The organism is Roseiflexus sp., assembly GCF_057785375.1.
This window is the reverse complement of the sequence record NZ_JBYNRX010000086.1, coordinates 47692-71994: the sequence shown is the minus strand read 5'-3', so window position 1 is coordinate 71994 and position 24303 is coordinate 47692. Positions and strand designations below refer to the sequence as shown.

Below are 24303 nucleotides of genomic sequence, written 5' to 3'. Positions count from 1 at the left end.
TTCAAACCAGCGCGCGAACGGAGCGCCCATGACGGAGCATCTACGCCGCAGCATTCTCATCTCGCTCGCCCTGGGTCTGTTCGTGGCGATTGCGCTGGGGCTGATCAGCGACATCCGCGAAGTTGCCGCAAGTTTCAGCGGTTTCGACTGGTCTGTGCTGCCGGTGGTGCTCGGGTTGACGCTCTTCAACTATGCGTTGCGCTGGCTGAAGTGGGACTACTATCTGCGGCGCATGGGGATGGGGAGTGGGGTCGGGTATTACGATAGCGTCCTGCTCTTTACCGGCGGTATGGTGATGGCAGTGACGCCTGCCAAGGTCGGTGAGGTGTTGAAATCGGTGCTGCTGAAGCGGCTCAATGGCACGCCGATTTCTGCGTCTGCGCCAATTGTTCTGGCAGAGCGGATTACCGATGGGTTGGCGATGCTTCTGCTCATGGGAGCAGGGCTGACCCTCTACCCGCCAGCACGCCCCGCGTTTGTGGCTCTACTCGTCCTGACAGTCGCCGGATTGCTGCTGGTTCAGTCGCAGCCGCTCATGCAGCGCGCGCTGGCAATGCTGGCGCGCCTGCCGGTTGCCGGTAAAGCGGCGCCGCGTGTGGCAACCGCCTATGAGAGCAGCCGACGCTTGCTGTCGTGGCGCTTGCTGTTCGTTTCGACCGTCATTAGCGTCGTGTCATGGTTTGGCGAGTGCGCCGCCATGTACTATGTGCTGGTCGGGCTTGGGGTTGCCGGCGAAGACTTGCTGCTGAAGGCGACCTTCGTCTTTGCGGCATCGACGCTCTTCGGCCTGGTGTCATTTCTGCCCGGCGGGTTGGGAGTGTCGGAAGCGTCGAGCACCGGATTGCTCGTGCTGCTTGTGCCGATGGCTGCCGGTCCTGCCACAACGGCGACGATCATCATCCGCTTCTGCACCCTCTGGTTCGGCGTGAGCCTGGGAGTCGTCGCACTGGCGCTGTTCAGCCGCCGGTATGGCGCAGCAGCGCAGGAGGGGTTAGGGGTTAGGGGTTAGGAGTGAGAAGTTAGGAGTGAGATTCTCAGTTCTTAGTTCTTGGTTCTCGGTTCTCAGTTCTCAGTTCTCAGTTCTCGGTTCTCCTCGATGAAACGGATTATCACTCTCCTTCTTACGCTCACCGCGCTGTTACTCCTCTCATCGTGCGCAACACGTCCGCTCCTTGGCGAGGTGACACTCTCGGCGAACGAGTTACGCCCCACGGGGTCCGGCGAGACGGTGACCATCGCCTATGCCATCGGTCGCCCGGCGCGGGTGACGGTGGCGCTGGTCGATGACCGGGGAACGCGCTATACGCTCCGCCGTGACGAACCACGCGCGCCCTCCGGCGAACCGTATGCGCTGCGCTTCGATGGCACGGCGCCAACCGACGATCCGACGCTGCTGCGGCGGATGCTTCCCGGTGGCGCATATACGGTGGTTGTCGAGGCGGTTGGCGAAGACGGCACACGTCAGGCGGCGACGCAACCGCTGACCATTATTGGTCAGGAAGCGCCGTTGCCGCTGATCGACAACCTGGTGATCTTCCCCGATACGATTTCGCCCAACGCTGACGCAATTGACGATGTGGCTGAGATTACTTATCAGTTGCCGACAACAGCAACGATCGATATTGTGGTGACCGCCCCGGACGGCGCCACATTCCCGTTCGTCACCGCTGCCGAAGAAGAACCGGCGCTGCAAAAACATGTCTGGAATGGGCGCACTGTTGACGGAACGCTGCTTCCTGATGGCGTCTACACGCTCATCATCCGGGCACAGGATCGTTTTGGCAATCTGGTCGAACAACGCCGATCGATCACGATTGCCGGCGGCGGGCAGCCGGAAGCGCTGATCACCTACAGCTACATGGCGCCGCAGTCGGTGATGCTCGGCGAGGTGATCACCGTGACCGTGCGCGTCCGTAATACTGGTACAGTGCCGATCCGCACCTACGGTCCGCCATCGGGATACGAGTACGACACCGATCAAGTTTTCTCGTCGATCGAAGATGGCGCATACGTTGCGCGATCCGGCGGATTCTGGCGGGTTGGCGTCGATTGGGACGCCAACAGCGGCGGCGCTGCGAAACGCTATCCCTACCGTTGGGCAATCTCGCCGCGACCGCCGGAGCAGTGGCGGATTCCGTTTGAAGAGGACATGCTCATGCCCGGCGAAGAAGCGGAGATCGTCGGGCGTATTCGGATTCGCCAGCCAGAGACGAAGATGGGCTTTTACGTCGGACTGATCCAGGACGGGGTCGGGTTCTTCCAGGATCGCACTGGTCGCACCATCATCAATGTCGGGTTCTGATGCGACCGTCACCTTTCTGCAATCGGGAGCGTAAAGAAAAACGTCGAACCGCGCCCTGGTTCGCTTTCGACCCAGATACGTTCGCCGTGCGCCTCAATCGCCTGTTTACAAAACGCCAGCCCCAAACCGGTGCCGCCACGGCGTTCCCCCACCTGGCTGAACTTGGCGAAGATGCGCTCACGATCGGCGGGGGCAATCCCCACCCCCTCGTCGTTGACCGTTACGAGAATCTTTTCCTGACCATCGTCGGCGCGGTTGACGGCAGCCTGCACCCGCACCCGTCCGCCGCGGTTGCTGAACTTGATAGCATTGCTGACCAGATTTTGAATAACGCGCCCCACAAGACCGAGATCGGCATAGATACACTGTATGCCCTCATCAACGCTGATCTCGATGGTAATGTCGTGATCCAGCGCCAGTGAGGCCAGCCGCTGCACGGCATCGGCAACAATGCTGCGAATCTCTCCACGGCAGCGTTCGATCGGCATGCGTCCGGCTTCGAGACGGCTGATGTCGAGCAGCGTATTGATCATATCCAGCATATTCGTGGCGCTGGTATTCGCAATCTGCACCACATAGCGTTGCTGATCATTCAACGTGCCCGACACTCCGCGCATCATCAATTCGAGCGATGCCATAACGCTGGAGAGCGGAGTGCGCAGATCATGCACGATCATATGGGTCAGATCGTGCCGCAGGCGATCCGCTTCGCGTGCTTCGGTAATATCGCGCAAAACGAGCAGCGCACCGCCGTGGCTATCGCCACTGCTCTGCGCCCGCAGCACCGACCATTCCAGATACCGCAGGCGACCAGGGCTTCCGCTCAATTCGCCCGCGATAAACTGAGCAGCGCTGGTCAGAGCATCATCGATGGCGCGCTGCAACGCCGCACACTCTTCGGCAGGGTAGGCGGCGGTCTCAAACCAGCGCGCCAGAAATGCATCGATGGGCATACCCTGAATGCCAGCAATATCGAGCGCGGTCAGTTCAGCGCATGCTGCGTTCGCCAGCGCAACCGAGCCATCAGCGCTGATCAACATAATGCCTTCACGGGTTGACGCCAGGATCGATGCCATCTGGTCGCGCGCCGTGCGCACGGCGCCAAAGAGTTCGATGCTTTCGATCGCCACTGCCGCCTGTGAGGCGAACAAGACGACCGTTTCCCGGTCAGACGGCTCTGGCAGCGCATTGGCGTAAGCGGCGCACACACAGCCCAGTGTGCGCTGGGTGGCGCGGAGCGGAACGACGAAGAGCGTATAGCGTGGCGAACGTCCTGGCGCATCGCCATCGGATGCCAGCGTATCGGGGCGCCCGGTGGTAATCACACGGCGCACAACGCTCAGCAACCGATCATCGATTGGCACACGCAGACCGATGGATACAACCGGATGCACGTTGCCGTCTTCCGGCAACAGCGCCATTGTGCCGAGCGCACCGGTCATTTCCGCGATCCCGCGCGCCGTCATGCTCAAGATCTCGCGAGGACTGCGCAGCGTCGTGTTGATCGCCATGCCGAATGCATTGAGCGCCGTCAGACTGCGCAGGTTCTGTTCCAGTTGCTCATTGGTGCGCGCCAGTTCCTGCGCGCGTCGCGCCAGCGCCTGATCGACCTTCTGGAACTGCCGCGCGTTTTCCAGCGCAATCACCGCGTAATCAGCCAGCGCTTCGAGGAGATGCTGATCCTCGATGGTGAATGGGCGCTGATCACGGCGATTGATGACCTCGATGACCCCTTCCACACCGCCAACGCTGCGCAGCGGCACCGCCAGCAGGGTGCGGGTCGTATACCCCGTTGAAAGGTCCATCGAACGATAGAATCGCTTATCGGACTGCACATCATTCGAGATCACCGATTTCCCGGTTGTGACCACGTACCCGACGATGCCAACGCCGCGCGGCAACCGCTGCCCCAGGATGCGTTGCCCGACCTGCCCGGTCGTATAGGCGAAGACCATCTCACCCGTATGCTCGTCGGTGAGCAGCAGCGAACTTTCCTCCACGTTCAGCAACTCTGTGACCTGACGCAGGATAATGCCCGGCACCTGTTGCGGGTCGATCGACGACGTAATAATGCGCCCGATGCGGTTCAAGACCATCAACTGCTGCGCCTGACGTTCTGTGCGCTCATACAGCCAGGCGCGGTCGAGTGCAACCGCCGCATGCGTCGCAATGGTCATCAGCAGATTGACGTGCTCCTGACGATACACATATCCTGCACGGGAACTCGCCAGCACAATGACGCCGATCAAGCGCTCGTCTGCGATTAACGGCACGCCAAGCCAGGCTGGACCCAGCACGCGCCCATCGAGCATACGTGGTTGGATGCCGCGCTGTTCGCATGCTTCGGCATAGTTGCCGACACTCAGCGGCTTTCGTTCCCTGATGACCACACCCACAAGCCCGTCGTCGACCAGCCATCGTCCGCTTGCAGGCTGTGGTTGCCCGTCGTGCACCAGATACACCGGCTCCAGTTCATCGGTTTGCGCATCGTACAACGCGATCAGGAAGGTTGGCGCTTCGACGACGCGCTGTGCTGCCGCGTGGATGGCGGCAAACAGTTGGGTACGGTCAAAGGCGCCGCTGAGCAATTGCCCAATCTCATTCAATGTTTGCAATTGCGCCGTCTGATCGTCACGCCGCCCAAGGTTGCCGAGCAGCGCCAGCGCAGGACCGGACTGTGCAGCGATTGACCCGAGCAACACCGCAAGATCGGGAGACCATACTGGATCGATCAGACACAACCAGCCAATCAGGGTATGCCGCGCACGCAACGGAGCAAAACAGATCACGCCTGCATCGTGCCGGGTTGTAACCACGACTTCCCCGGCGCGCAACGCAGCAAGTTGATCATCGTCCGGCATCTGAGCAGCGCCAGTGCTGTGCGCCACACGCGGCTCTCCCGCGATCAGGAGAATGACCTGGCAATCACGCGGTGCGAAGGTGCGCTCGAACGTTGTAGCCACACACGCGACCCCCGCATCGAGACTTGTGGCCAGCGACAAATCGGAACCGAGCCGGTGCATCAGGTCGACGCCATTGAGATCAGGTGCGGGCATGCAACTCATAATGGTTTGCTTCAAGTAGAGAATAGCCCAATTTTACCCGCATTTTACCAGAGAGCGACGCTTTGGGCAAAGGTCATATCGCTTTTGCACGTGTGTCGTATGCGTGCTATACTCACATTCTGTAGTTCGTTACATGAGTCCACTGCACAAAGGCTTAACCACCAAGCAAGGACACGAAGCGCACGAAGGGGAAGAACCATGAAGCGTATGTCCTTTGTGTCCCTTTGTGACCTTCGTGGTTTCGTGGTTACCGCTTTTTTGCAGTGAAGTCTTCCATGCTTTGGTTCCCAATCATGAGCAGCGCATTGCGTACAGTCTGGTGGGAAGCGGGTCAGGTCTGCCTGATTGACCAGCGGTTGTTGCCGAACGAAACGACCATTGTTCGCTGCTCGACGGTCGAGGATATCGCCCGCGCCATTCGCACGATGCAGATCCGCGGCGCTCCCGCCATTGGCTGCGCTGCGGCGTATGGCATGGCGCTTGCGGCGTGGGATGCCGCGCGCTCTGCGGCCGATGGCGATCATCAGCGTGTCTACGATTACCTGGCAACGGCAAAAATGCTCCTCGACGCCCAACGCCCGACGGCGGTCAACCTTAGCTGGGCGACACGGCGCGTCCTAGAGTCGACGCGCCGGTTGATCGATCCTTCTCCTGAAGCCATTGCGCATGCGGCGCTCACCGAGGCGCACGCCATCCTGGCGGAAGACCTGGCAATGTGCCATGCCATCGGGCGTCACGGTGTGGCGTTGATCCCGCCGCGTGGTCACGTGCTGACGCACTGTAACGCCGGCGGACTTGCCACTGCCGGCTATGGCACGGCGCTGGCGCCGATCCGCACGGCTCACGAACAGGGTCGCCCGATCCATGTGTATGTCGATGAGACCCGCCCGTTCCTCCAGGGTGCGCGGCTGACCGCATGGGAATTGCTCCAGGAGCGTATCCCAATGACCCTGATCACCGATACCATGGCAGGATACTTTATGAAACGCAGCGAGATCGATTGCGTCCTGGTCGGTGCTGATCGCATCGTCGCCAATGGCGATGTCGCCAATAAAATCGGCACCTACAGCCTGGCAGTGCTGGCGCGCGCGCATGGCATCCCATTCTTTGTGGCAGCGCCATCGTCCACGATCGATCTTGCCCTGCCAAACGGAGATGCAATCCCTATTGAAGAGCGCAGCCCTGAGGAAGTGGTCACATGCTTCGGTCGGCGGATTGCGCCAGAGGGCGTGGTCGCAGCGCATCCGGCGTTTGATGTGACACCGGCCAGCCTGGTGACGGCGATCATCACCGAATGCGGCGTTGTCTATCCGCCGTTTGACGTTCAGTTGCAACAGGTGGCATCGGGGTCTCGTTGACGTATGCCATTGCCCTTTCAACCAGCGTGCCTGCCGTTGGCGCTTGGCGCTCTTCCCCATCGCAGCGCTGCACAGGCGCTCGATATTTCGCGCCGGTACGCGGGAACGTTGCTTGCATGGCCACAGTTGCCGCAACGCAGTTTTCGCGAACAATGTCTGGTGCAAAGCGTCATCGGGTTTCCCGGGCTGGTCGTTGATGCTGCCGCACTGCGGGTGTACGTCGATCGCAATGAAGCGGAACGCCGGATCGACTCGTTGCTGCTTGCGTACCTTGAACACACTATCAACTATGCGGCGCTGAGCGCCGATGACGCCGCCGGGCTCGCCGAAATAGCGCGCATTGGCGGAGAACGCGATCTGCGCGCGGTTAAGGGTCAGATCCTGGGACCGATTAGCGTGGCGCTGCAACTGACCGATGAGCACGAGCAGCCGTTGATCTACGATGACATGCTGTTTGATGCGATTGCGCACCTGTTGCGATTGCGCGTGGCCTGGCAGGAGTTGCGGTTGAGCGAAGTTTCACCCGCTACCATCATATGCGTCGATGAACCGTTGCTTGAAGCCGTTGCGTCGCCGTTCTTCCCGCACGACTGGAACCGCGTCGCAGGGCAGATCGACGACGTGCTGGCAGGGATCAACGGATGTCGCGCACTGTGCGTGTGCGGCGACGTCGATCTTCATCGCCTGATGCAAACGTCGGTTGAGTTGTTGATCGCCGATGGCGCCACATATCGACGCACGTTCGCATCCGGGTGCGACGCATTGATCGCATTCCTGGAACGTGGCGGCATCGTCGGCATTGGGATCGTTCCGTCCGACAACGAACGTCTGGCGACGGCATCGGTTGAGTCGCTCTTTCACGAGTTCACGCTCCTGCTCGATGATTGGACGGCACGAGACGTTGCGCGTGATCAATTGCTGCAACAGACGGTCATTTCGCCAGCGCAGTCGCTTGGCTATCTCGATAGCGCCAGCGCCGAACGGGCCTTGCATCTGCTTGCTGGAGTTTCTCAGCGGATACGTGAAGAATATGCATTGATCTGACAGGTGTGCCTATGCGTCGTATCATTGTTACCGGCTCGCTGGCCTACGATTACATCATGGTGTTTCCTGGATCGTTTCAGGACCATATCGTTCCAGAAATGCTCCATAAGTTGACCGTCAGCTTTCTGGTCGATACCATGCGCCGTATGCGCGGCGGGGTTGCGGGGAATATCGCCTATACCCTGGCGCTGCTCGGCGAGCGTCCGCTGGTGCTGGCGAGCGCAGGACAGGATTTCGGTGAGTATCGCGCCTGGATGGAGCGTCAGGGCATCGATACCAGCGGCATTATCGAAGTGAGCGAAGACTTCACCGCATCGTGCTTTATCAACACGGATCGCAACAACAATCAGATCGTTGCGTTCTATCCGGGCGCGGCGAGTTATTCGCGCCATCTGTCGCTCGAACAGTTGAACCTGGGACCTGACGATATTGTGATTATCTCGCCAACCGATCCAGACGCTATGGTGCGCCATGCCGCCGAGTGTCGCCGTATGGGCGCGAAGTTTGTCTTCGATCCCGGCAAACAGACGCCGCGCCTGAGCGGCGAACAGATCCTGGCAGGAATGCACGGCGCAACCGTACTGGTCGGGAACGACTATGAGTTCGCCATGATGGCGCAGGCGACCGGACGTTCGGTTGACGAGTTGCTGCACGCAGCGCCATTGACGGTTGTGACGCGCGGCGAACAGGGATCGACCATTTACGATCAGCAGCGCAATGAGATGCACCATGTGCCGTCCGCGCCGGTTGAGAAGGCGGTCGATCCGACCGGCGCCGGGGATGCCTACCTTGGCGGATTCGTCTTCGGGCTGGCGCGCGGGATGCCGCTGCCGGTTGCGGGGCGCGTGGCTGCGCTGGCTGCATCGTATGCCATCGAGCACCGCGGTTGCCAGGAGCATTCCTACACGCCAGGCGAATTCATAGCGCGTTACGAGCGCGTCTTCGGGCGTGCGCCGGAACTGACGCAGCGGAGCGTGGTTCCGGCGCTGCGGTAACCGAATGCTCATTGTCGGGCGAGATCGGGTCATAGACGTGTCACATGACCCCGATAGAATGGTAAAAGATGCGTAGCCAGCAGGCGATCTTGTTGGCTGCGCATATCGATTGCACGTTTAAACAGAGGAGAATCAACGCATCATGGGGAAGACCTTCGATATCAAAGACGCCAGCCTGGCAGACTACGGTCGCCGCCGGATCGATTGGGCGGAGACCGAGATGCCGGTGCTACGCCAGATCCGTGAACGCTTTGCCAGCGAACGCCCACTTGTGGGTGTGCGTCTGTCCGCCTGCCTTCACGTGACGGCGGAAACCGCCAATCTGATGCGGACGCTCGCCGCCGGCGGCGCCGATGTGGTGCTCTGCGCGTCCAACCCGCTCTCTACACAGGACGATGTTGCCGCCTCGCTCGTCGTGCACGATGAAATTCCGGTCTATGCCATCAAGGGCGAGGACCACGAAACCTATTACAAACATATCATCGCCGCGCTCGACCACAACCCGCACATTACGATGGACGACGGCGCCGATCTGGTGACCGGCGTGCTCAAACAGCGCCCCGATCTGATCCCCGCCATGCTGGGCAGCACCGAGGAAACCACCACTGGCGTCATCCGTCTCAAGGCGATGGCAGCCGATGGCGTACTGACGTTCCCGGTCATTGCAGTCAACGATAGCGACACCAAACATCTGTTCGACAATCGCTACGGCACCGGGCAGAGCACGCTCGACGGGATTTTGCGCGCGACAAACGTGCTTCTGGCGGGCAAAACATTTGTTGTTGGCGGCTATGGCTACTGTTCACGCGGGATTGCCGAGCGCGCGCGCGGCATGGGCGCGAATGTCATCGTCACGGAGGTCAATCCGATACGGGCGCTGGAAGCCGCGATGGACGGGTACCGGGTCGTTCCGATGCGCGAAGCCGTGAAGGTTGCCGATTTCGTCGTCACCGCGACCGGCAACAAGAATGTGCTCGATGCGGAAGACTTCGCCGTAATGAAAGACGGCTGCATCGTCGCCAACTCAGGGCATTTCAACGTCGAGATCAACATTCCCGATCTGGAAGCGATGGCGGTCGAAAAGCGCCAACCGCGCGCGTTCGTCGATCAGTACATTCTCAAGGATGGGCGCCGGATCAATCTGCTCGGCGAAGGGCGCCTGATCAATCTGGCAAGCGCCGAAGGGCACCCCAGCGCCGTGATGGATATGTCGTTCGCCAATCAGGCGCTGGCAAGCGAGTATCTGTTGACCCACAAAGGCAAGCTGCCGAACGGCGTGCACGCCCTGCCGAAGGAAGTGGACCGTGAGATCGCGTCGCTCAAACTCAAATCGATGGGTATTGCCATCGATACGCTGACGCCCGAACAGGCGAAGTACCTGGCGTCCTGGGAAGAAGGAACGTAAACGAGGAACCTATGTCGACATCCTTTATGAAATCACCACGCCTTTTCTTCACCTCAGAATCGGTGACAGAAGGGCACCCGGACAAAATCTGCGATCAGGTGTCGGATGCAGTGCTCGACGCCTTTCTGTCGCACGATCCGCGCGCCCGCGTCGCCTGCGAAACCGCGACGACCACCGGGCTGATCGTTGTCATTGGCGAGGTGACTTACGAGCAGGGATACATTCCCATTGAGGAGATCGTCCGCAAGACTGTCAAAGATATCGGTTACACCGACGCTTCCTATGGCTTTGATGCTGACACCTGCGGCGTTATGGTCGCCATCCACGGGCAATCACCCGATATTGCACAGGGGGTCAATCGGGCGCTGGAAGTGCGCGGCGATGGGCATGTGACCGATGAAGAAGTCGCAACGATTGGCGCGGGCGATCAGGGAATGATGTTTGGGTTCGCCTGCAATGAGACGCCTGAGTTGATGCCGCTGCCGATTGCGCTGGCGCACCGTATTGGCCGGCGTCTGTCGCGGCTGCGCAAGGAGGGCGTGCTGCCCTACCTGCGCCCCGATGGCAAGAGCCAGGTGACCGTCGAGTATTCGTATGGGCGTCCGGTGCGCGTCGATACGGTGCTGGTCAGCAATCAGCACGCCCCCGACGTGACCCAGGAGCAGATCCGCCACGACATCATCCAACACGTCATTCAGGCGGTCATTCCAGCCGAACTGCTTGACGACCGGACGAAATACTTCGTCAACCCAACGGGGCGCTTTGTCATCGGCGGTCCCATGGGGGATAGCGGACTGACCGGGCGCAAAATCATCGTCGATACCTATGGCGGCATGGCGCGCCACGGCGGTGGCGCCTTCTCGGGCAAAGACCCGACGAAAGTCGATCGTTCCGCAGCCTACGCCTGCCGCTGGGTCGCCAAGAATGTCGTGGCCGCCGGTCTGGCGGACCGCTTCGAGATCCAGGTGTCATACGCGATCGGTGTTGCCCGCCCGCTCTCGATCAGCGTCGAATGCTTCGGCACCAACAAGGTCTCCGAAGAAACGATCGTCCGGCTGATCGATGAACACTTCGACTTGCGCCCTGGTGCAATCATCCGTGATTTGCGCTTGCGCCGCCCGATCTATCGCCCGACGGCCGCCTATGGGCACTTTGGGCGCGACGACATCGACGCGCCGTGGGAGCAGACCAACCGCGCCGAAGCGCTGCGGCGCGCGGCAGGGGTTTAGGAGGGGAAAGGCGACACTGCCCCGATGTGCCGAACCAGCCCCGCGCCAACCTCCCCGCCTGGCGGCTGATGGTTTTTGAATAATTATTCCGTTATCCGCCTTGTAGCCCGGCGGCTGACGCCGTGGGCTACGGTTGTGAAGCCCGCGCAGGCGGGCTTCACCGGGCGATACCAGATATTACCCCCCAACCTCCCGCAAGCGGGGGGTTGGGGGGCGTGCCGCCGGGCGTCCACCTGTGCGGTTCGGCAAGCCCACCACACGTGGACGCCGCCGTTTCCGTCCGCGCAGGCGAACAGTCGGGCCGCAGGTCCCATCAGGGGCGATGTCAATCACTGGCAGCCGCAGCGTCGTTTCCTGACCCAACATGCCTGCATTCCATCCCCTGGCGCCCGTTGCCTTCATTCCCGGAATACGGTAGAATATGAGGCTGAGGCGTCGTAAGGAGCGCACATGCAACTCTTCAACCATCATGACCGCACCAGACGTTTGCTGAAAGCCTTTCGCACCAATTTTCTGTTTCTGATCTCGGATGGCGCCTATCCGCCGCATCGTCAACAGCGGCTCTATCAGTGGTGCCGGAAGGTCGGGCTGGATTGGGCCGCCGCCCAGGCGCATGTAGCCCCGGAATCGACGGCATTTTTGCAGAGCGTCATCCAGCGCAGCGTCAACGATGGCATTATCGCGCCGGAAGAAATGCAAAACCTGCAGCGCCTGCGGCGGCGGCTTGGGCTGCCGGAGGATGTGGAGCCGATGGCGCGGCTCTATGATCTGGTCGAGCGCAAGATCGAACGTCTGCTGGCTGAACGCGCCGCCTATCTGAGCGAGGAGCAGGTGGTCAGGAATCTAGCGGAACAGATCAGCGCCTACCATCTCCCGCAGGATCGCGAAGGGCGTCTCCAGCGCCTGTTGCAGCAACAACACGTCTATGCCCGGCTCATGGCCGGCGTTTTGCCGGTGATTGCTGCGCCCATCGATCTGCCGGACGGCGAAGTGTGCCATGACTGCCGCGCGATCTCGTTCATCGAAGCCAGCGCAGCCGCGCGCTATTCAGGAGCCGGTTATCTGGCGGTGACCTGCAAGCGGATTATGGTGCTGGCGCCGCAAGGCGGCAGCGCCACGCGCTGGAATGACATCCGCCACGTCCAGTTGCAGGGCGATCGCGCCGTGCAGATCGTCACCGCAACCGCCAACCTGCTCGTGTACTGCAACGAACCGCAAGTACGTCGCCACGCTGATCATCGGCGCCATGCGACGGTACACCCGCCACGACCCTCAACCGCCTCTCTCGAACAAGCGCCTTGCGCCAAACCCGGCATCGCTGGCATCTTGACCGATCCCGGCGATGCCGGGGCAAGCCAGTCGCCCTGGTGCAACTTCAGCGTATATCACCCGCTCCAGATGAATGCCCGGAGTTGTCCGCGACCGGGACTGGAGCGCGGTTCGGGATGCGCACCGGCGTCCGCTCCAGATGAATGCCCGGAGTCGTCCGCGATCTTGACCGCGCGCTGCAAACGCCGGACTCGAGCGCCTGACCGACCGAGATGTGCGGGTGTGCGCTGCGGTACAGGTTTGCAACGTCGACAGATCCGATCGATGATGCCGTGACAAGGATGAAAACACATAAGCCGGGACAACTCACTGTCCCGGCTTTTCGTGGATCACTGGCAATGGAGCCGATGGTCGGATTCGAACCGACGGCCTGCTGTTTACGAAACAGCTGCTCTACCGCTGAGCTACACCGGCATTCGCCCGGTATTGTAGCACAGAGCGCGGTGTGTTGCAAGCGACGCAAAAGCAATCATTCTTGACAACCTCTGCACAGCGTGCTACCATTTTACGTGCTCCGCCGGTGTAGCTCAGTGGTTAGAGCGAACGACTCATAATCGTTAGGTCACTGGTTCGATCCCAGTCACCGGCACCACTTTCATCTGCAATTCAGTCTCTGAATGGACTCTGGCGCCGAAGATGCACATGCGGCGCCACTATTATTCATACGACCCAAAGGAACATGATGGAACCGCCGTTCCCCGGAATGGACCCCTATCTCGAAGCGCCGAGCCTCTGGCCCGATGTGCATCATCGGTTAATCACACTGATGTGTGACCAGTTGCAGGCGCAGTTGGCGCCGCGCTACCGGGCGGTCATCACGCCCTACGTGCTGTTCGAGAGCCTGGAGATTGCGCCGGTGCGCCGGGCTGTGCCCGATGTGGCCGTGGTTGAGCGCGCCTCTTCCGGCGCAGCGCCCGGCAGCCCCGCGGCGCTGGAGGACGCGCCGCTCACCCTCCCCGCGTTGATGGAGACGCCGGTGGAGTATGCGCGGATTGAGATTCGCACCGTGCGCGACCAGACGCTGGTGACCGCGATTGAACTCCTGTCGCCCGCCAACAAGCGTCCCGGTCCCGACGGCGCAGACGCCTACGAGAAGAAGCGGCAGGAACTCTTTGCCAGCACCGCTCACCTGCTCGAAATCGACCTGCTGCGCGGCGGGCAGCGCCCCCGCCTGGCGCGCCCGCTGCCTGATGCGCCCTACTTCATTCTGTTGAGCCGGGCGCAGCGCCGTCCCTACGTCGAAGTCTGGCCCCTGACGCTACGCGACCCGATCAAGCCCGTGCCGGTTCCCCTGCTCCCGCCCGACCCGCCGGCGGCGCTGGATGTGGGCGTGGCCATTCACGAAGCGTACCGCCGCGCGCGCTACGACCTGGAGATCGACTACACGCAACCGCCGCCGCCGCCGGACCTCGCGCCCGACGATGCCGCCTGGCTCGATCATCATCTGCGCGCGCTGGGATTGCGTCCGTCATCCCAGTAGCCCGCCGTGCCCCAGTTCGACAATCGCCCGCCGTGTGACTCGTTCGCCTGCCAGCAGTCGCGGCAGCAGCAGATCGACGATGTTGACGGCGCGTGAACGGACACATCCAGGCGCGCCAAGGATCGGCACACCCTGTTTTGTCCCATCGTCGAGGTACGCCAGCAACAGCAGATTGCCGGGTTCGACCGGCGCGCCGTAGTGCTCAATGTGCCCGCCAGCGATACGAATCCCCTGGGGGGTGACGTCGTCGCGGTCCATAATCGATGTCTCGCCCGCGGTGATCAGAAGGTCGCAGCCAGATGCGTGCAGCGCGGCAATGCCCTCTGCCACCTCCTCTTCATCCAGCCCGGCATACCGCACGACGGCGATAGTCGATCCGAGTTCGGTCACACGCCCTTCGATGGCAGGCAGCACGAGACGGGTAATGCGCTCACGCGCTTCCGGGCTGACGACCAGCAGCACACCGACGTGCCGTTGGAGCAACCGGCGCATCCCAACAACGCCTCCCGCTTCGGCGCCGATCTGCTCCGCTCGCTGGATCAACGCTTCAGGGATCGCAAAGGGAATGATCTTGATCGTCGCCACACGCTTGCGTTCACGCACCAGAGCATGGTTCGGCAGCGTGGCAATGGTCAGTCCATCGATCTCGTTGATCGCCAGCAGAGCAGGCACATCCACCTCGACCACGCCATCGGCCTCTGCCAGGAGATTGACGCGGCTGTGCACGGCGTCGGTCGGCACTATGCCCGGACGCCGCACGGCATCGGCGAGACGCTGTGCGGCATCGTCTTCGTGAACGTCGCCGGGTTCCAGCACCGCCACGCGCACGGTTGCGATCCCCAGCGTAGAGAGACGCGCCACGTCATCAACAGTAATGCGACGACCTTTGGGCAACACCTTGTGTCCGGCAGCATCGGCAATGTTGTGACGCAGAATGTGACCAACCGCCTGATCGATAGGAAGGGTTGTCAGAAACATGGCGCAACCTCACGTGGCGGATTCAAGCAACGCACGAGCGTCAGCATAGGTTTCAGGCGTATCGATATCGAGCAATGGACGGTCGTCATCGAAATGGACATAATGGACGCGCGACGGATTGCGGGCAATGACGCCGCGCGCCCCCTGATCGCCCTCGATGGTGAGCAGTTCTGTGAACACCGACCGGTCGAAGAGCACCGGGTTGCCGCGCATACCGGCGAACACCGGCGCGACGATTGGCGCCCGTTCATTGCACCAGACCCTGACTAACGTCTCGATGATCGTTGCTGTGACAAAGGGTTGGTCGCCAAGCAGAATGACCGCTGCTGCGGTCTCGGGCGATAGAGCGGCAATGCCAGCGCGAAGCGACGTGCTCTGACCGGCGGCAGCGAGCGGGTTCGGCGCCAGGCGCACCGGAAGATCGGCAAGCGCCGCGGCAACCTCTTCGCCTGCGCTTCCAGTGACGACGATCACCTCATCGAGCCTGGCGGCAAGCGCGGTTTCCACAATCGCGCGCACGATTGGGCGTCCCCGCCAATCGAGGAGTTGCTTGGGTTGCCCCATGCGTGACGATGTACCGGCTGCGAGGATGATACCAGCAATCACCGGTCGATCAAGGTGAGCGCTTTTGTTCATACAATTCCATGAGCGGTACACCAGACCGTTCAAGACGTAGAACCGGCTGGCGGTCGGCGATCCAGCGTTCAATTTTGGGATGAGCGGCAAAACCAGTTTGTCGATACGCCACAATGACATAATCAGCGTCGGCAATATCGGCTGGCGTCCCTTCCAGCCCATACCGGCTGAAGAGTGAGCCAGCGCCGGGCGCCAGTGCGATGCGCACATCAGGACGCAATCGCCCGAGAAACTGGTAGGTCAACAGCACATCGTGACTCCAATCCTCTGCCCATACTACCGCGCCGGGCGCGGCGTGCGTGTTGATGTACGGCAAGGCGGCAGCATACGTTTCGCACCAGTAGGTCGTTTCCAGCTTCATGCGCGTGGCGCCGCGCAATCCCCCCACAGTTTCGGAGTAGTAGGAAAGCAGGTGGGGGTACATCTGCGTCGCAGTGGCCAGATGCGGCGTAAACAGCAATGCACACAACAGCACAGCGACCGGTGTTGCGCTGTGCGCCAGCCCTCGCTGCGCGAACCTGCGGCGCAACTCGCATCCAATCCTGCCGAGACCGACGCCAGCCAGCATAGCAACGAAGAAAAATGCTGGCATAAACAACCGCTCATTGTCATACACCATCGTTCGCCCAGTCGTCAACGCCAGCAGCGGCACGATCACACCGAGCGACCAGAGTGCGATCTGCGCGCCCTGGTCGCGTTGCTCTGGTAAAGCGGAACGGAATGCACCAATGCCGCGAACAATGCCAGCAAGCGCCATGAGAGTGATTGCCAGCGGCGTGACTGCGATCAGCATGACGAACGGAAAGTGCCATGGCGGCGGCATCAACGCTTCACCAAAATACCACTGCGCGATCTTCCAGTGATCCACGGTAATGAAGCGGATGTATGCAATCAATCGCGCAATCGTATCGTGATACAGCCATGGCCACAATGCGACGAATGTCGGCAGACCGATGCCCCCGGCAACGATCACACGCCGCAGCAGGAACCCATGGCGGGCGAATGCCAGTGTCCAGACCAACAGCATCGGCAGGACGAACAGCGCATTGATTTTCGTCGCCAGCGCCGCGCCAAGCGCTACATCCCAACCCATACTGCGGCGCTGGCGCGTATGCCAGAAGAGCGCCGTCATCAGGAAGAACGCAACTGCCGCTGGAACATCGAGCGCCGCAAGGTGGGCATGAAAAAAGAAACGCGGCATCGTCATCAGCGCTGCGACTGACGCTACACCCGCCCAACCGCCAAAACTGCTCGCCACTGTGGTGTACAGCACCCCAATAGCAATGGCGACCAGCAACATATTCCCCAACCGATGCGCTGGCAGGTCGTCGAGGAACTGGCGGGCAACCTGCCAGACCATGCCCGACCAGATTTTGTCGAGCGGCGGATGTTCGTGGTTGGCTTCCCAGAAACGCTTGATTGCATCTGGTTGCAGTGCGTCGCCGGGATTGGCTGCCAGCAATTCGAACCAGCCGGCATATGAGCGCGCTGCTACGATGTACGCTGGTTCGTCCCACGTCAATCCGATCTGTGGTTCGGTAATGAATAGCAGCAACAGACTCAGCACCGCCAGAGCGATGGACACAACAGTACGGCGTGTAATAGACCTCTTTTGCGCGTCGTCAAACGCATGTAGCTGGGGAATAGACGAAGAAGGATCTGTCATGACTGCATTTGTCGCAGACGTTCTGTCTGCACGTCGCTTGTGCCTGGCGCAACACTATCATTGAACACCGCGCCTCCTTTTGATGATAGCACGCAGTGTGCGCCATCGCAACGCGGGCGCCGGTTTGGGGTGCAGGCACGATTTGTCAGGAAACGACGCTCCGGCTGCCAGCGATTGACATCGCCCCTGATGGACCTGCGGCCGACCGTCCGCCTGCGCGGACGGGAACGGCGGCATCCACTCGCGGTGAGCGTGCCAAACCGCGCAGGTGGACGCCCGTTTGAGAACATAATCCGGTATCGCTCAGTTACAGGACTGACGCGGTGGCGCATGTTCTGGCTTCGCCAGCGCCTGCGGAAGCGCGGCGCTCCTGGTTAGGTGGTGCGGTGCGGCGGCTTGGCCGCCGCACCGCACCAACAAAGAAGACAAATACCGCTCTGCCGAAGGCAAAAAGAGCCGTCACGCGGCTCATCCGTAAGGTGACCGCGTAACTCCTGTCAGCTAAGCCCGCGCAGGCGGGCTTCGCAACCGTAGCCTGCGACTTCACTCGCCGGGCTGCTACAACGTCGCGCGCGGACCCGCCGGATCCCTGCCAGTCAGAGATTGCGTATGCTATAATGCGAAGGGTATTTTACGCTTTTGCCCACCGGATGAACCGGCATTTTTCCCGTACAAACAGGGCTCGTTGGAACAACGATAATGACAGGCGCTTTATCCCATCCGCAGCACGCGGAGGAGATTCCATGAAAGCATTCTTCGAGAAACTGCTCGGCTTCGGTCCTGACCGTGCGATTAAGCAGATCGAGCCGATTGTGCGTCAGATCAATAGTCTCGAACCATCGATCGAGGCGCTTTCGGACGCCGAACTGCGCGCCAAAACCGATGAGTTCAAGCAGCGTCTCGCCGATGGCGAAACGCTCGATGATCTGCTTCCCGAAGCCTTCGCCGTGGTGCGCGAGGCTGCCCGGCGCACCATTGGTCAGCGCCACTACGATGTGCAGCTCATTGGCGGCATTGTGCTCCACCAGGGTAAAATCGCCGAAATGAAGACCGGTGAAGGGAAAACGCTGGTGGCAACGCTGCCGCTCTATCTGAATGCACTTGCCGGCAAAGGGTGCCATCTGGTCACCGTCAACGACTACCTGGCAAAAGTGGGCGCCGGATGGATGGGTCCGATCTACCACATGCTGGGTCTCAGCGTCGCCACGATCTCGCACGAATACTCGGCGATCTACGATCCAGACTACGTTGATCCGAAGGCGAACCCCGATGATCAGCGCCTCGTTCACTGGCGGCCATGCACGCGGCGCGAGGCGTACCTGGCGGATATTACCTACGGGACGAACAACGAGTTCGGCTTCGACTACCTGCGCGACAACATGGCGTGGGACCTCGCGCAACTGGTGCAGCGCGAATTGTACTATGCCATTGTGGACGAGGTGGACAACATCCTGATCGATGAGGCGCGCACCCCGTTGATCATCTCTGGTCCGGCGCAGGAAAGCGGCGACGAATATCACCAGTTCGCCGCGCTGGTGCGCCATCTCAAGCCCAGCCCCTACACGCCCGACCAGATCAAGAAGCAAATGATCGAGGACCCGGAGGGCGATTTTGTGATCGAGCCGCGCTCGAAGAGCATTCAGTTGACCGATCAGGGGGTGGCGCGGATCGAGCGGTTGCTGAAGATTCCCAAAGGCGAGTCGCTCTATGACCCGAAGTACTACCGCCTGACCCACTACCTGGACAACGCGCTGCGGGCGGAGTTTATCTACCAGCGCGACCGCGATTACATCGTCGAGAATGGCGAAGTGGTCATTGTCGATGAGTTCACCGGGCGTAAAATGATCGGTCGCCGCTGGTCCGACGGACTGCACCAGGCGGTGGAGGCAAAGGAAGGGGTGAAGATGCGCCAGGAAAATGTCACCCTGGCGACGATCACCTTCCAGAACTACTTCCGCATGTACCGGAAACTTGCGGGCATGACCGGCACTGCCTACACTGAGCGCGAGGAGTTTGCCAAGATTTACAACCTGGATGTCGTCGTCATTCCGACGCACCGCCCGATGGTGCGTAAAGATTACGATGACCAGATTTACCGCACCGAGAAAGCGAAGTTCGAGGCGGTGATCCGCGAGATTGAGGAAATGCATGGCATCGGGCGCCCGGTGCTCGTCGGCACCACCTCGGTCGAGACGTCGGAGCGGTTGAGCGAGATGCTGAAGCGCCGCGGCATCAAGCACCAGGTGTTGAACGCCAAGTACCACGAGCGCGAAGCGCGCATCGTCGCTCAGGCCGGGCGCAAAGGCGCCGTCACGATCGCCACTAACATGGCAGGTCGTGGAACCGACATCCTGCTCGGCGGCAATCCCGACGGCCTGATCGAAGAGATCCTTGCCCGACGCGGCATCAAGATCGAGCAGGCGACGCCAGAACAGGTCCGCGAGGCGCAGGAAGAAGCGCGGCGCATTACTGAAGCCGAAGGCGCAGAAGTGCGCGAATTGGGCGGGTTGCATATCATCGGCACCGAACGCCACGAATCGCGGCGCATCGACAATCAGCTGCGCGGGCGCGCCGGTCGCCAGGGAGACCCTGGCTCGTCGCGGTTCTATCTGTCGCTCGAAGACGACTTGATGCGGCGCTTTGGCCCAATGGATCGCGTCAAAGGGTTGATGGAACGGTTCGGCGTCGATGAAAGTCTGCCGATCGAAGCCGGGGTGATCAACCGTACCATCGAAAGCGCCCAAACGCGCGTCGAAGGGTACAACTTCGATGTGCGCAAGCATACCGTCGAGTTCGACGATGTGATGAACAAGCAGCGTACTGTGATCTACGCCGACCGGCGCAAGATTCTCGAAGGCGAGAACATGCGCGAGCGCGTGCTCGACATGATCACCGATGAGGTGCACGCACTGGCTGCGCGGTATTTGCCGGAAACCAAAGGGCGCGCCGACGATTTCGCGGAATGGGACCTCGAAGGATTGGTGCGCGCAGTTCGTGCCATCGATCCTATGCTGACCGACGAGAAAATCTCGCCAGAGCAGCTGGAACATCTTTCGCGCCAGGAGATCGAAGATGCGCTGGTAGACGCGATCGAAGAAGATTATGAGGCGCGCGAGCAGGCGATTGGCGAGGAGCGTATGCGCTCCTTCGAGCGGCGCATGATGCTTGGCGCGATTGACCGCCAGTGGGTCGATTATCTCACCGGCATGGAGGATCTGCGCCAGGAAATCGGGTTGCAGGCGGTGGCGCAACGTGATCCGCTCGTCGAGTATCAGCGCAATGCCTACGCAATGTTCGAGGAGTTGAAAACCAATATTCAACACGACATTGTGTATCAGATTATTCCGGCATCGTTCCAGTACGAGCAGTACCTGCGCCAGGTCGAAGCCGAGCAGCAGCGCCGCCTGATCGCCGCCCAGCATGCGGGAACGGCCGATGGCGACGGAAAAGCGCTGCGGACGGTTCGCCACAGCGTGCAGATGCCGGGACGCAACGATCCGTGCCCGTGCGGTAGTGGAAAGAAGTTCAAAGCCTGCCACCTGGGGCGTGAAGCGGAACTGGTTGCACTGTTGCAGCAGCGCCAGCAATCGGCGGCGCAAAACGTCTCGGTACAACTGGCAACGAAGCAACCCTCAGCAGGGCAGTCCGTAAACGCCCCGGCACAACCGGCGGCGAAACAACCTTCGCCGGGGCAATCCGCGAGTGTTCCGCGCGGGCGCGCGGCGCCTACGCCAGCCGCCAACCCGCAACAGCGCGGCAAGTCTCAAGCCCAGGCGCAGCGCGGGAAAGGCGCGTCTGCCAGAAAGAAGTGATATGCATGTACAAGAAAGGTGATAGAACCCTATGACACCTGTTTCACGTCCGCGCCCGGTGTTGCTGGTTATTCGCGACGGTTGGGGTGAACGTGATGACGTCGAAGGCAATGGCGTGAAACTGGCGCGCAAACCCTACGATGACCGCTGGCGCATCGAGTGTCCATTCACCTTGGTGCGCGCCGCCGAGAAAGACGTTGGCCTGCCGACCGGTCAGATGGGCAACTCCGAAGTGGGGCACCTGAACCTGGGTGCCGGCTTCGTGGTGCGCCAGGATATTACGGTTATCGACGACTCAATCGCCGATGGAACGTTCTTTACCAATCCGGTGCTCTGCAATGCTATTCGCGCCGTGAAAGAACGCGGCACGGCGCTCCATCTCATGGGGTTGCTCGGTCCTGGCGGCGTCCACAGTCACGTCAACCATACAAAGGCGCTCCTTGAACTGGCAAAGCGCGAGGGTCTCGAGCGAGTCTATGTCCACCTGTTCACCGATGGACGCGATACGATGCCGCAGAGCGGGATCGAGTTCGCCCGTGATCTGCTCGCATTTATGGAAGAACAGCAGGTTGGGCGCGTCGCGTCGGTGGTCGGGCGCTACTATGCGATGGACCGCGATAAGCGCTGGGAGCGCACGAAACAGGCGTATGACCTGCTGACAAAAGGCGTTGGCCGCCCTGCGCCCGATCCGCTGACGGCGATCCAGCGTTCCTACGACGACGACGTGACCGATGAGTTCATCAAGCCAGCCGTGATTGTGGACGAGTCTGGCAAACCGGTCGCCACCATTGGCGATGGTGACGCCATCGTATGCTTCAACTTCCGCGCCGACCGGGTGCGGCAGATCAGCCGCGCCTTCACCCTGCCCGATTTCGATGGTTTCGAGCGGGAGATGCTGCGTGACCTGATCTACATCGCCATGACCGAGTACGAGAAGAACATGCCATACCAGGTCGCCTTCCAGAACGACGATGTCGCCGTGCCGCTCGCAAAGGTGATCAGCGACGCCGGGTTGCGGCAGTTCCATGCAGCGGAAACCGAAAAATATCCGCACGTCACCTTCTTCTTCAACGGCGGGCGCGAACATCCTTTCCCCAACGAAGACTGGCAGATCGTCCCGTCGCCGAAAGAGGTGCCGACCTACGACCTCAAGCCGGAAATGAGCGCCTACGGCGTGCGCGATGTGGTGCTGCAAGCGATTGAGTCCGACGCATACGACTTCATCCTTGTCAACTACGCCAACCCCGATATGGTCGGGCATACCGGCGTCATTCCGGCAGTGGTGAAGGCGTGTGAAGTGGTGGACGAGTGCACCGGCGCGATCGTCGATGCAGTCGTGGCGCGCGGTGGCGCGGCGATCGTCATGGCTGATCACGGCAACGCCGAACTCATGATCGACCCGGAGACCGGCGGACCGCACACAGCGCACACGACCAACCCCGTGCCAGCGTACCTGGTCGCTGCTCCGGAGTTGGGGCTGGGCAAAGGGCAGGTGACATTACGCGACGGCGGACGCCTCGCCGATGTTGCACCGACGGTCCTCGATCTGCTGGGGCTCGAACCCGCGCCGCAGATGACGGGTAAGAGCCTGATCGCGCGAACATAGGACTACGAAAACAAACCATCCACCGCTGCAACCAGCTGGCGCAGGTTGCTCACCTGATGCACCGCATCGCACATCGGAGCGTAAATGTGCATGTGGTTGTCTTCACGTCCCCAGCGGTAAGGCGGTTCGGGGTTGAACCAGACGACCCGGTGCGCGCGTCGCTTGATCGTCTCGAAGGCGCGCGGATTCGGCGGCGACATGTGATCATCGCCGTCGCCAAGGAAGATCACCGTCGTGCGGCGGTCGACGGCATCGAGATGATCGCGCGTGAATGTCTCCAGGCATGATCCCAGGCTCGTCTGCCAGGGACCCCCCTGAACCCGATCCGGCACGACGCGGATCGCGTCTTCGGGGCGCAGTTGCTGAAAATCGGACTGGACATCGGCGATGGTGCGGTAGTAGACGAAGGGGCGGGTGCGGCTGATCTGATCCTGTAACGCATAGACGAGCATGAGCATGAAACCGGTAACGGCGCGCATCGAGCCGGAGACATCGCAGATGACGGTAATACGCGGCTTCAGGTGCTTGCGGCGGTGGCGGATGTCAAGCGGCACGCCACTGTAGCGCAGATTGGCGCGGATGGTGCTCTTCGCATCGAGCGTCCCTTTGTTGGCGCGTTTCTGCCGTAGCGCGACGCGCGTGCGCAACTGCGCCGCCAGGCGATTGATGATCGCGCGCATATTGTCGTCGTCCTGGTACTTTAGTTCCTCAAATGGGCGATCCTGCAAATCCTCGGCAGGGCGACGGCGGCGTTCTTCGGCTTCGCGCTGTTGCAGCCCATTTCCCACTTCTTTGCCGATCTGCTGCGCGAGCGCCTCGCGGTTCTCGCGCGCCTCCTGTTCGAGTTGCTGGAGCGCCGCTTCACTCACTCCCGCCTCGCGCAGTTTCTGGAGCAGCTCCTGAAGCAACTGCTCCAGGCGGTCGAACTGCAACTCGCGCAGAGCACGGCGGGTGGCCCACGGCTGGAAGCCAGTCGTCATCTGGGTGGCAGTTGTGTTCTCGTCGATGAACTGGCGCATCTGGCTGCCGCTCATGCCCTGTCCGGTCATCATCATCTCGAACAGGCGCCGGAGTTGCTCCGGCGTGAGCGACGCGAGCATCTGTTGCAGCATCTGCGCCAGTTGTTCACGTTCTTCGGGGGACATGCCGCCGCCGGGTTGCTGCAGCGGCGGCGGCGCGTCGAGACCAAAGAAACGCGGGAAGAGTTCATCGAACGTCGGCAGGTCGCGCGGCTCTTTCACCAGCGACGCGCGCAGCGCCGAACGGAAGAACTGCTTATCGGCGACGCCAGCGATTTCGACGCAGCGCATGGCATCGATGCTTTCGGCGAGCGAGATGCGCACCCCTTTCGCGCGCAGCGCGTGGATAAAATCAACAACCCGCTGATCCATATCGCCT

At 61.1% G+C, this 24303-nt stretch carries 16 protein-coding genes and 2 tRNA genes; 12 read left to right on the top strand and 6 right to left on the bottom strand.

Annotated elements, in window-relative coordinates:
- Window positions 1-28: 28 nt before the first annotated feature.
- The gene (locus AC3EA7_RS16335) at window positions 29-1009 is read left to right on the top strand and encodes a lysylphosphatidylglycerol synthase transmembrane domain-containing protein (protein WP_488615135.1); all 981 of its coding nucleotides are present in this window, start codon (window positions 29-31) and stop codon (window positions 1007-1009) included.
- An 87-nt stretch (window positions 1010-1096) separates the two neighbouring features.
- On the top strand, window positions 1097-2302 hold the full coding sequence (locus tag AC3EA7_RS16330; protein WP_488615134.1) for a flagellar hook assembly protein FlgD: 1206 nt from the start codon (window positions 1097-1099) through the stop codon (window positions 2300-2302).
- An 8-nt stretch (window positions 2303-2310) separates the two neighbouring features.
- Here the strand turns inward: AC3EA7_RS16330 and AC3EA7_RS16325 are convergent, their stop codons facing one another.
- Window positions 2311-5358, bottom strand: coding sequence for a GAF domain-containing protein (locus AC3EA7_RS16325; protein ID WP_488615133.1), 3048 nt, complete (start codon window positions 5356-5358; stop codon window positions 2311-2313).
- 302 nt (window positions 5359-5660) lie between these two features.
- Between AC3EA7_RS16325 and mtnA the strand changes: the two genes are divergently transcribed.
- The 6 genes from mtnA to AC3EA7_RS16295 all read left to right on the top strand — a co-directional run bounded on the left by mtnA (window position 5661) and on the right by AC3EA7_RS16295 (window position 13003).
- A complete protein-coding gene (mtnA, locus tag AC3EA7_RS16320; RefSeq protein WP_488615143.1) occupies window positions 5661-6725 on the top strand; it encodes an S-methyl-5-thioribose-1-phosphate isomerase in 1065 nt (354 codons plus the stop codon).
- A gap of 3 nt (window positions 6726-6728) precedes the next feature.
- Complete coding sequence (locus tag AC3EA7_RS16315) at window positions 6729-7769, top strand: uroporphyrinogen decarboxylase/cobalamine-independent methonine synthase family protein (protein ID WP_488615132.1); 1041 nt, start codon at window positions 6729-6731, stop codon at window positions 7767-7769.
- An 11-nt stretch (window positions 7770-7780) separates the two neighbouring features.
- Complete coding sequence (locus AC3EA7_RS16310) at window positions 7781-8764, top strand: carbohydrate kinase family protein (protein WP_488615131.1); 984 nt, start codon at window positions 7781-7783, stop codon at window positions 8762-8764.
- Window positions 8765-8906: 142 nt separating this feature from the next.
- The gene (ahcY, locus tag AC3EA7_RS16305; protein ID WP_488615130.1) at window positions 8907-10169 is read left to right on the top strand and encodes an adenosylhomocysteinase; all 1263 of its coding nucleotides are present in this window, start codon (window positions 8907-8909) and stop codon (window positions 10167-10169) included.
- 11 nt (window positions 10170-10180) lie between these two features.
- Window positions 10181-11398, top strand: coding sequence for a methionine adenosyltransferase (metK, locus tag AC3EA7_RS16300; protein ID WP_488615129.1), 1218 nt, complete (start codon window positions 10181-10183; stop codon window positions 11396-11398).
- Between the two features lie 450 nt (window positions 11399-11848).
- Window positions 11849-13003, top strand: a complete 1155-nt coding sequence (locus AC3EA7_RS16295; protein WP_488615128.1) for a hypothetical protein — start codon at window positions 11849-11851, stop codon at window positions 13001-13003.
- 63 nt (window positions 13004-13066) lie between these two features.
- Here the strand turns inward: AC3EA7_RS16295 and AC3EA7_RS16290 are convergent.
- Window positions 13067-13141 (bottom strand) — tRNA-Thr (locus AC3EA7_RS16290).
- Between the two features lie 102 nt (window positions 13142-13243).
- Here AC3EA7_RS16290 and AC3EA7_RS16285 point away from each other — a divergent pair.
- Window positions 13244-13319, top strand: a tRNA-Met gene (locus AC3EA7_RS16285).
- A 90-nt stretch (window positions 13320-13409) separates the two neighbouring features.
- Window positions 13410-14207 (top strand): DUF4058 family protein, encoded by a 798-nt coding sequence (locus tag AC3EA7_RS16280; RefSeq protein ID WP_488615142.1) that lies wholly within the window; start codon window positions 13410-13412, stop codon window positions 14205-14207.
- Here the strand turns inward: AC3EA7_RS16280 and AC3EA7_RS16275 are convergent.
- The 3 genes from AC3EA7_RS16275 to AC3EA7_RS16265 are packed head-to-tail and all read right to left on the bottom strand — an operon-like array spanning window position 14196 to window position 17406.
- Window positions 14196-15185: a molybdopterin-binding protein gene (locus tag AC3EA7_RS16275; protein WP_488615127.1), complete on the bottom strand. Its 990-nt coding sequence runs from the start codon at window positions 15183-15185 to the stop codon at window positions 14196-14198. The two genes, AC3EA7_RS16280 and AC3EA7_RS16275, sit on opposite strands and share 12 nt — an antisense overlap.
- Window positions 15186-15194: 9 nt before the next feature.
- On the bottom strand, window positions 15195-15821 hold the full coding sequence (gene mocA, locus AC3EA7_RS16270; RefSeq protein WP_488615126.1) for a molybdenum cofactor cytidylyltransferase: 627 nt from the start codon (window positions 15819-15821) through the stop codon (window positions 15195-15197).
- On the bottom strand, window positions 15799-17406 hold the full coding sequence (locus AC3EA7_RS16265; RefSeq protein WP_488615125.1) for an ArnT family glycosyltransferase: 1608 nt from the start codon (window positions 17404-17406) through the stop codon (window positions 15799-15801). The genes mocA and AC3EA7_RS16265 overlap by 23 nt, the downstream gene beginning before the upstream one ends.
- A gap of 824 nt (window positions 17407-18230) precedes the next feature.
- Between AC3EA7_RS16265 and secA the strand changes: the two genes are divergently transcribed.
- Together secA and gpmI are read left to right on the top strand one after the other, a co-directional pair.
- A complete protein-coding gene (secA, locus tag AC3EA7_RS16260; protein WP_488615124.1) occupies window positions 18231-21299 on the top strand; it encodes a preprotein translocase subunit SecA in 3069 nt (1022 codons plus the stop codon).
- A 31-nt stretch (window positions 21300-21330) separates the two neighbouring features.
- The gene (gene gpmI / locus AC3EA7_RS16255; protein ID WP_488615123.1) at window positions 21331-22905 is read left to right on the top strand and encodes a 2,3-bisphosphoglycerate-independent phosphoglycerate mutase; all 1575 of its coding nucleotides are present in this window, start codon (window positions 21331-21333) and stop codon (window positions 22903-22905) included.
- A gap of 2 nt (window positions 22906-22907) precedes the next feature.
- Here gpmI and AC3EA7_RS16250 read toward each other — a convergent pair whose 3' ends face one another.
- Window positions 22908-24296, bottom strand: coding sequence for a vWA domain-containing protein (locus AC3EA7_RS16250; protein ID WP_488615122.1), 1389 nt, complete (start codon window positions 24294-24296; stop codon window positions 22908-22910).
- Between the last annotated feature and the right edge of the window lie 7 nt (window positions 24297-24303).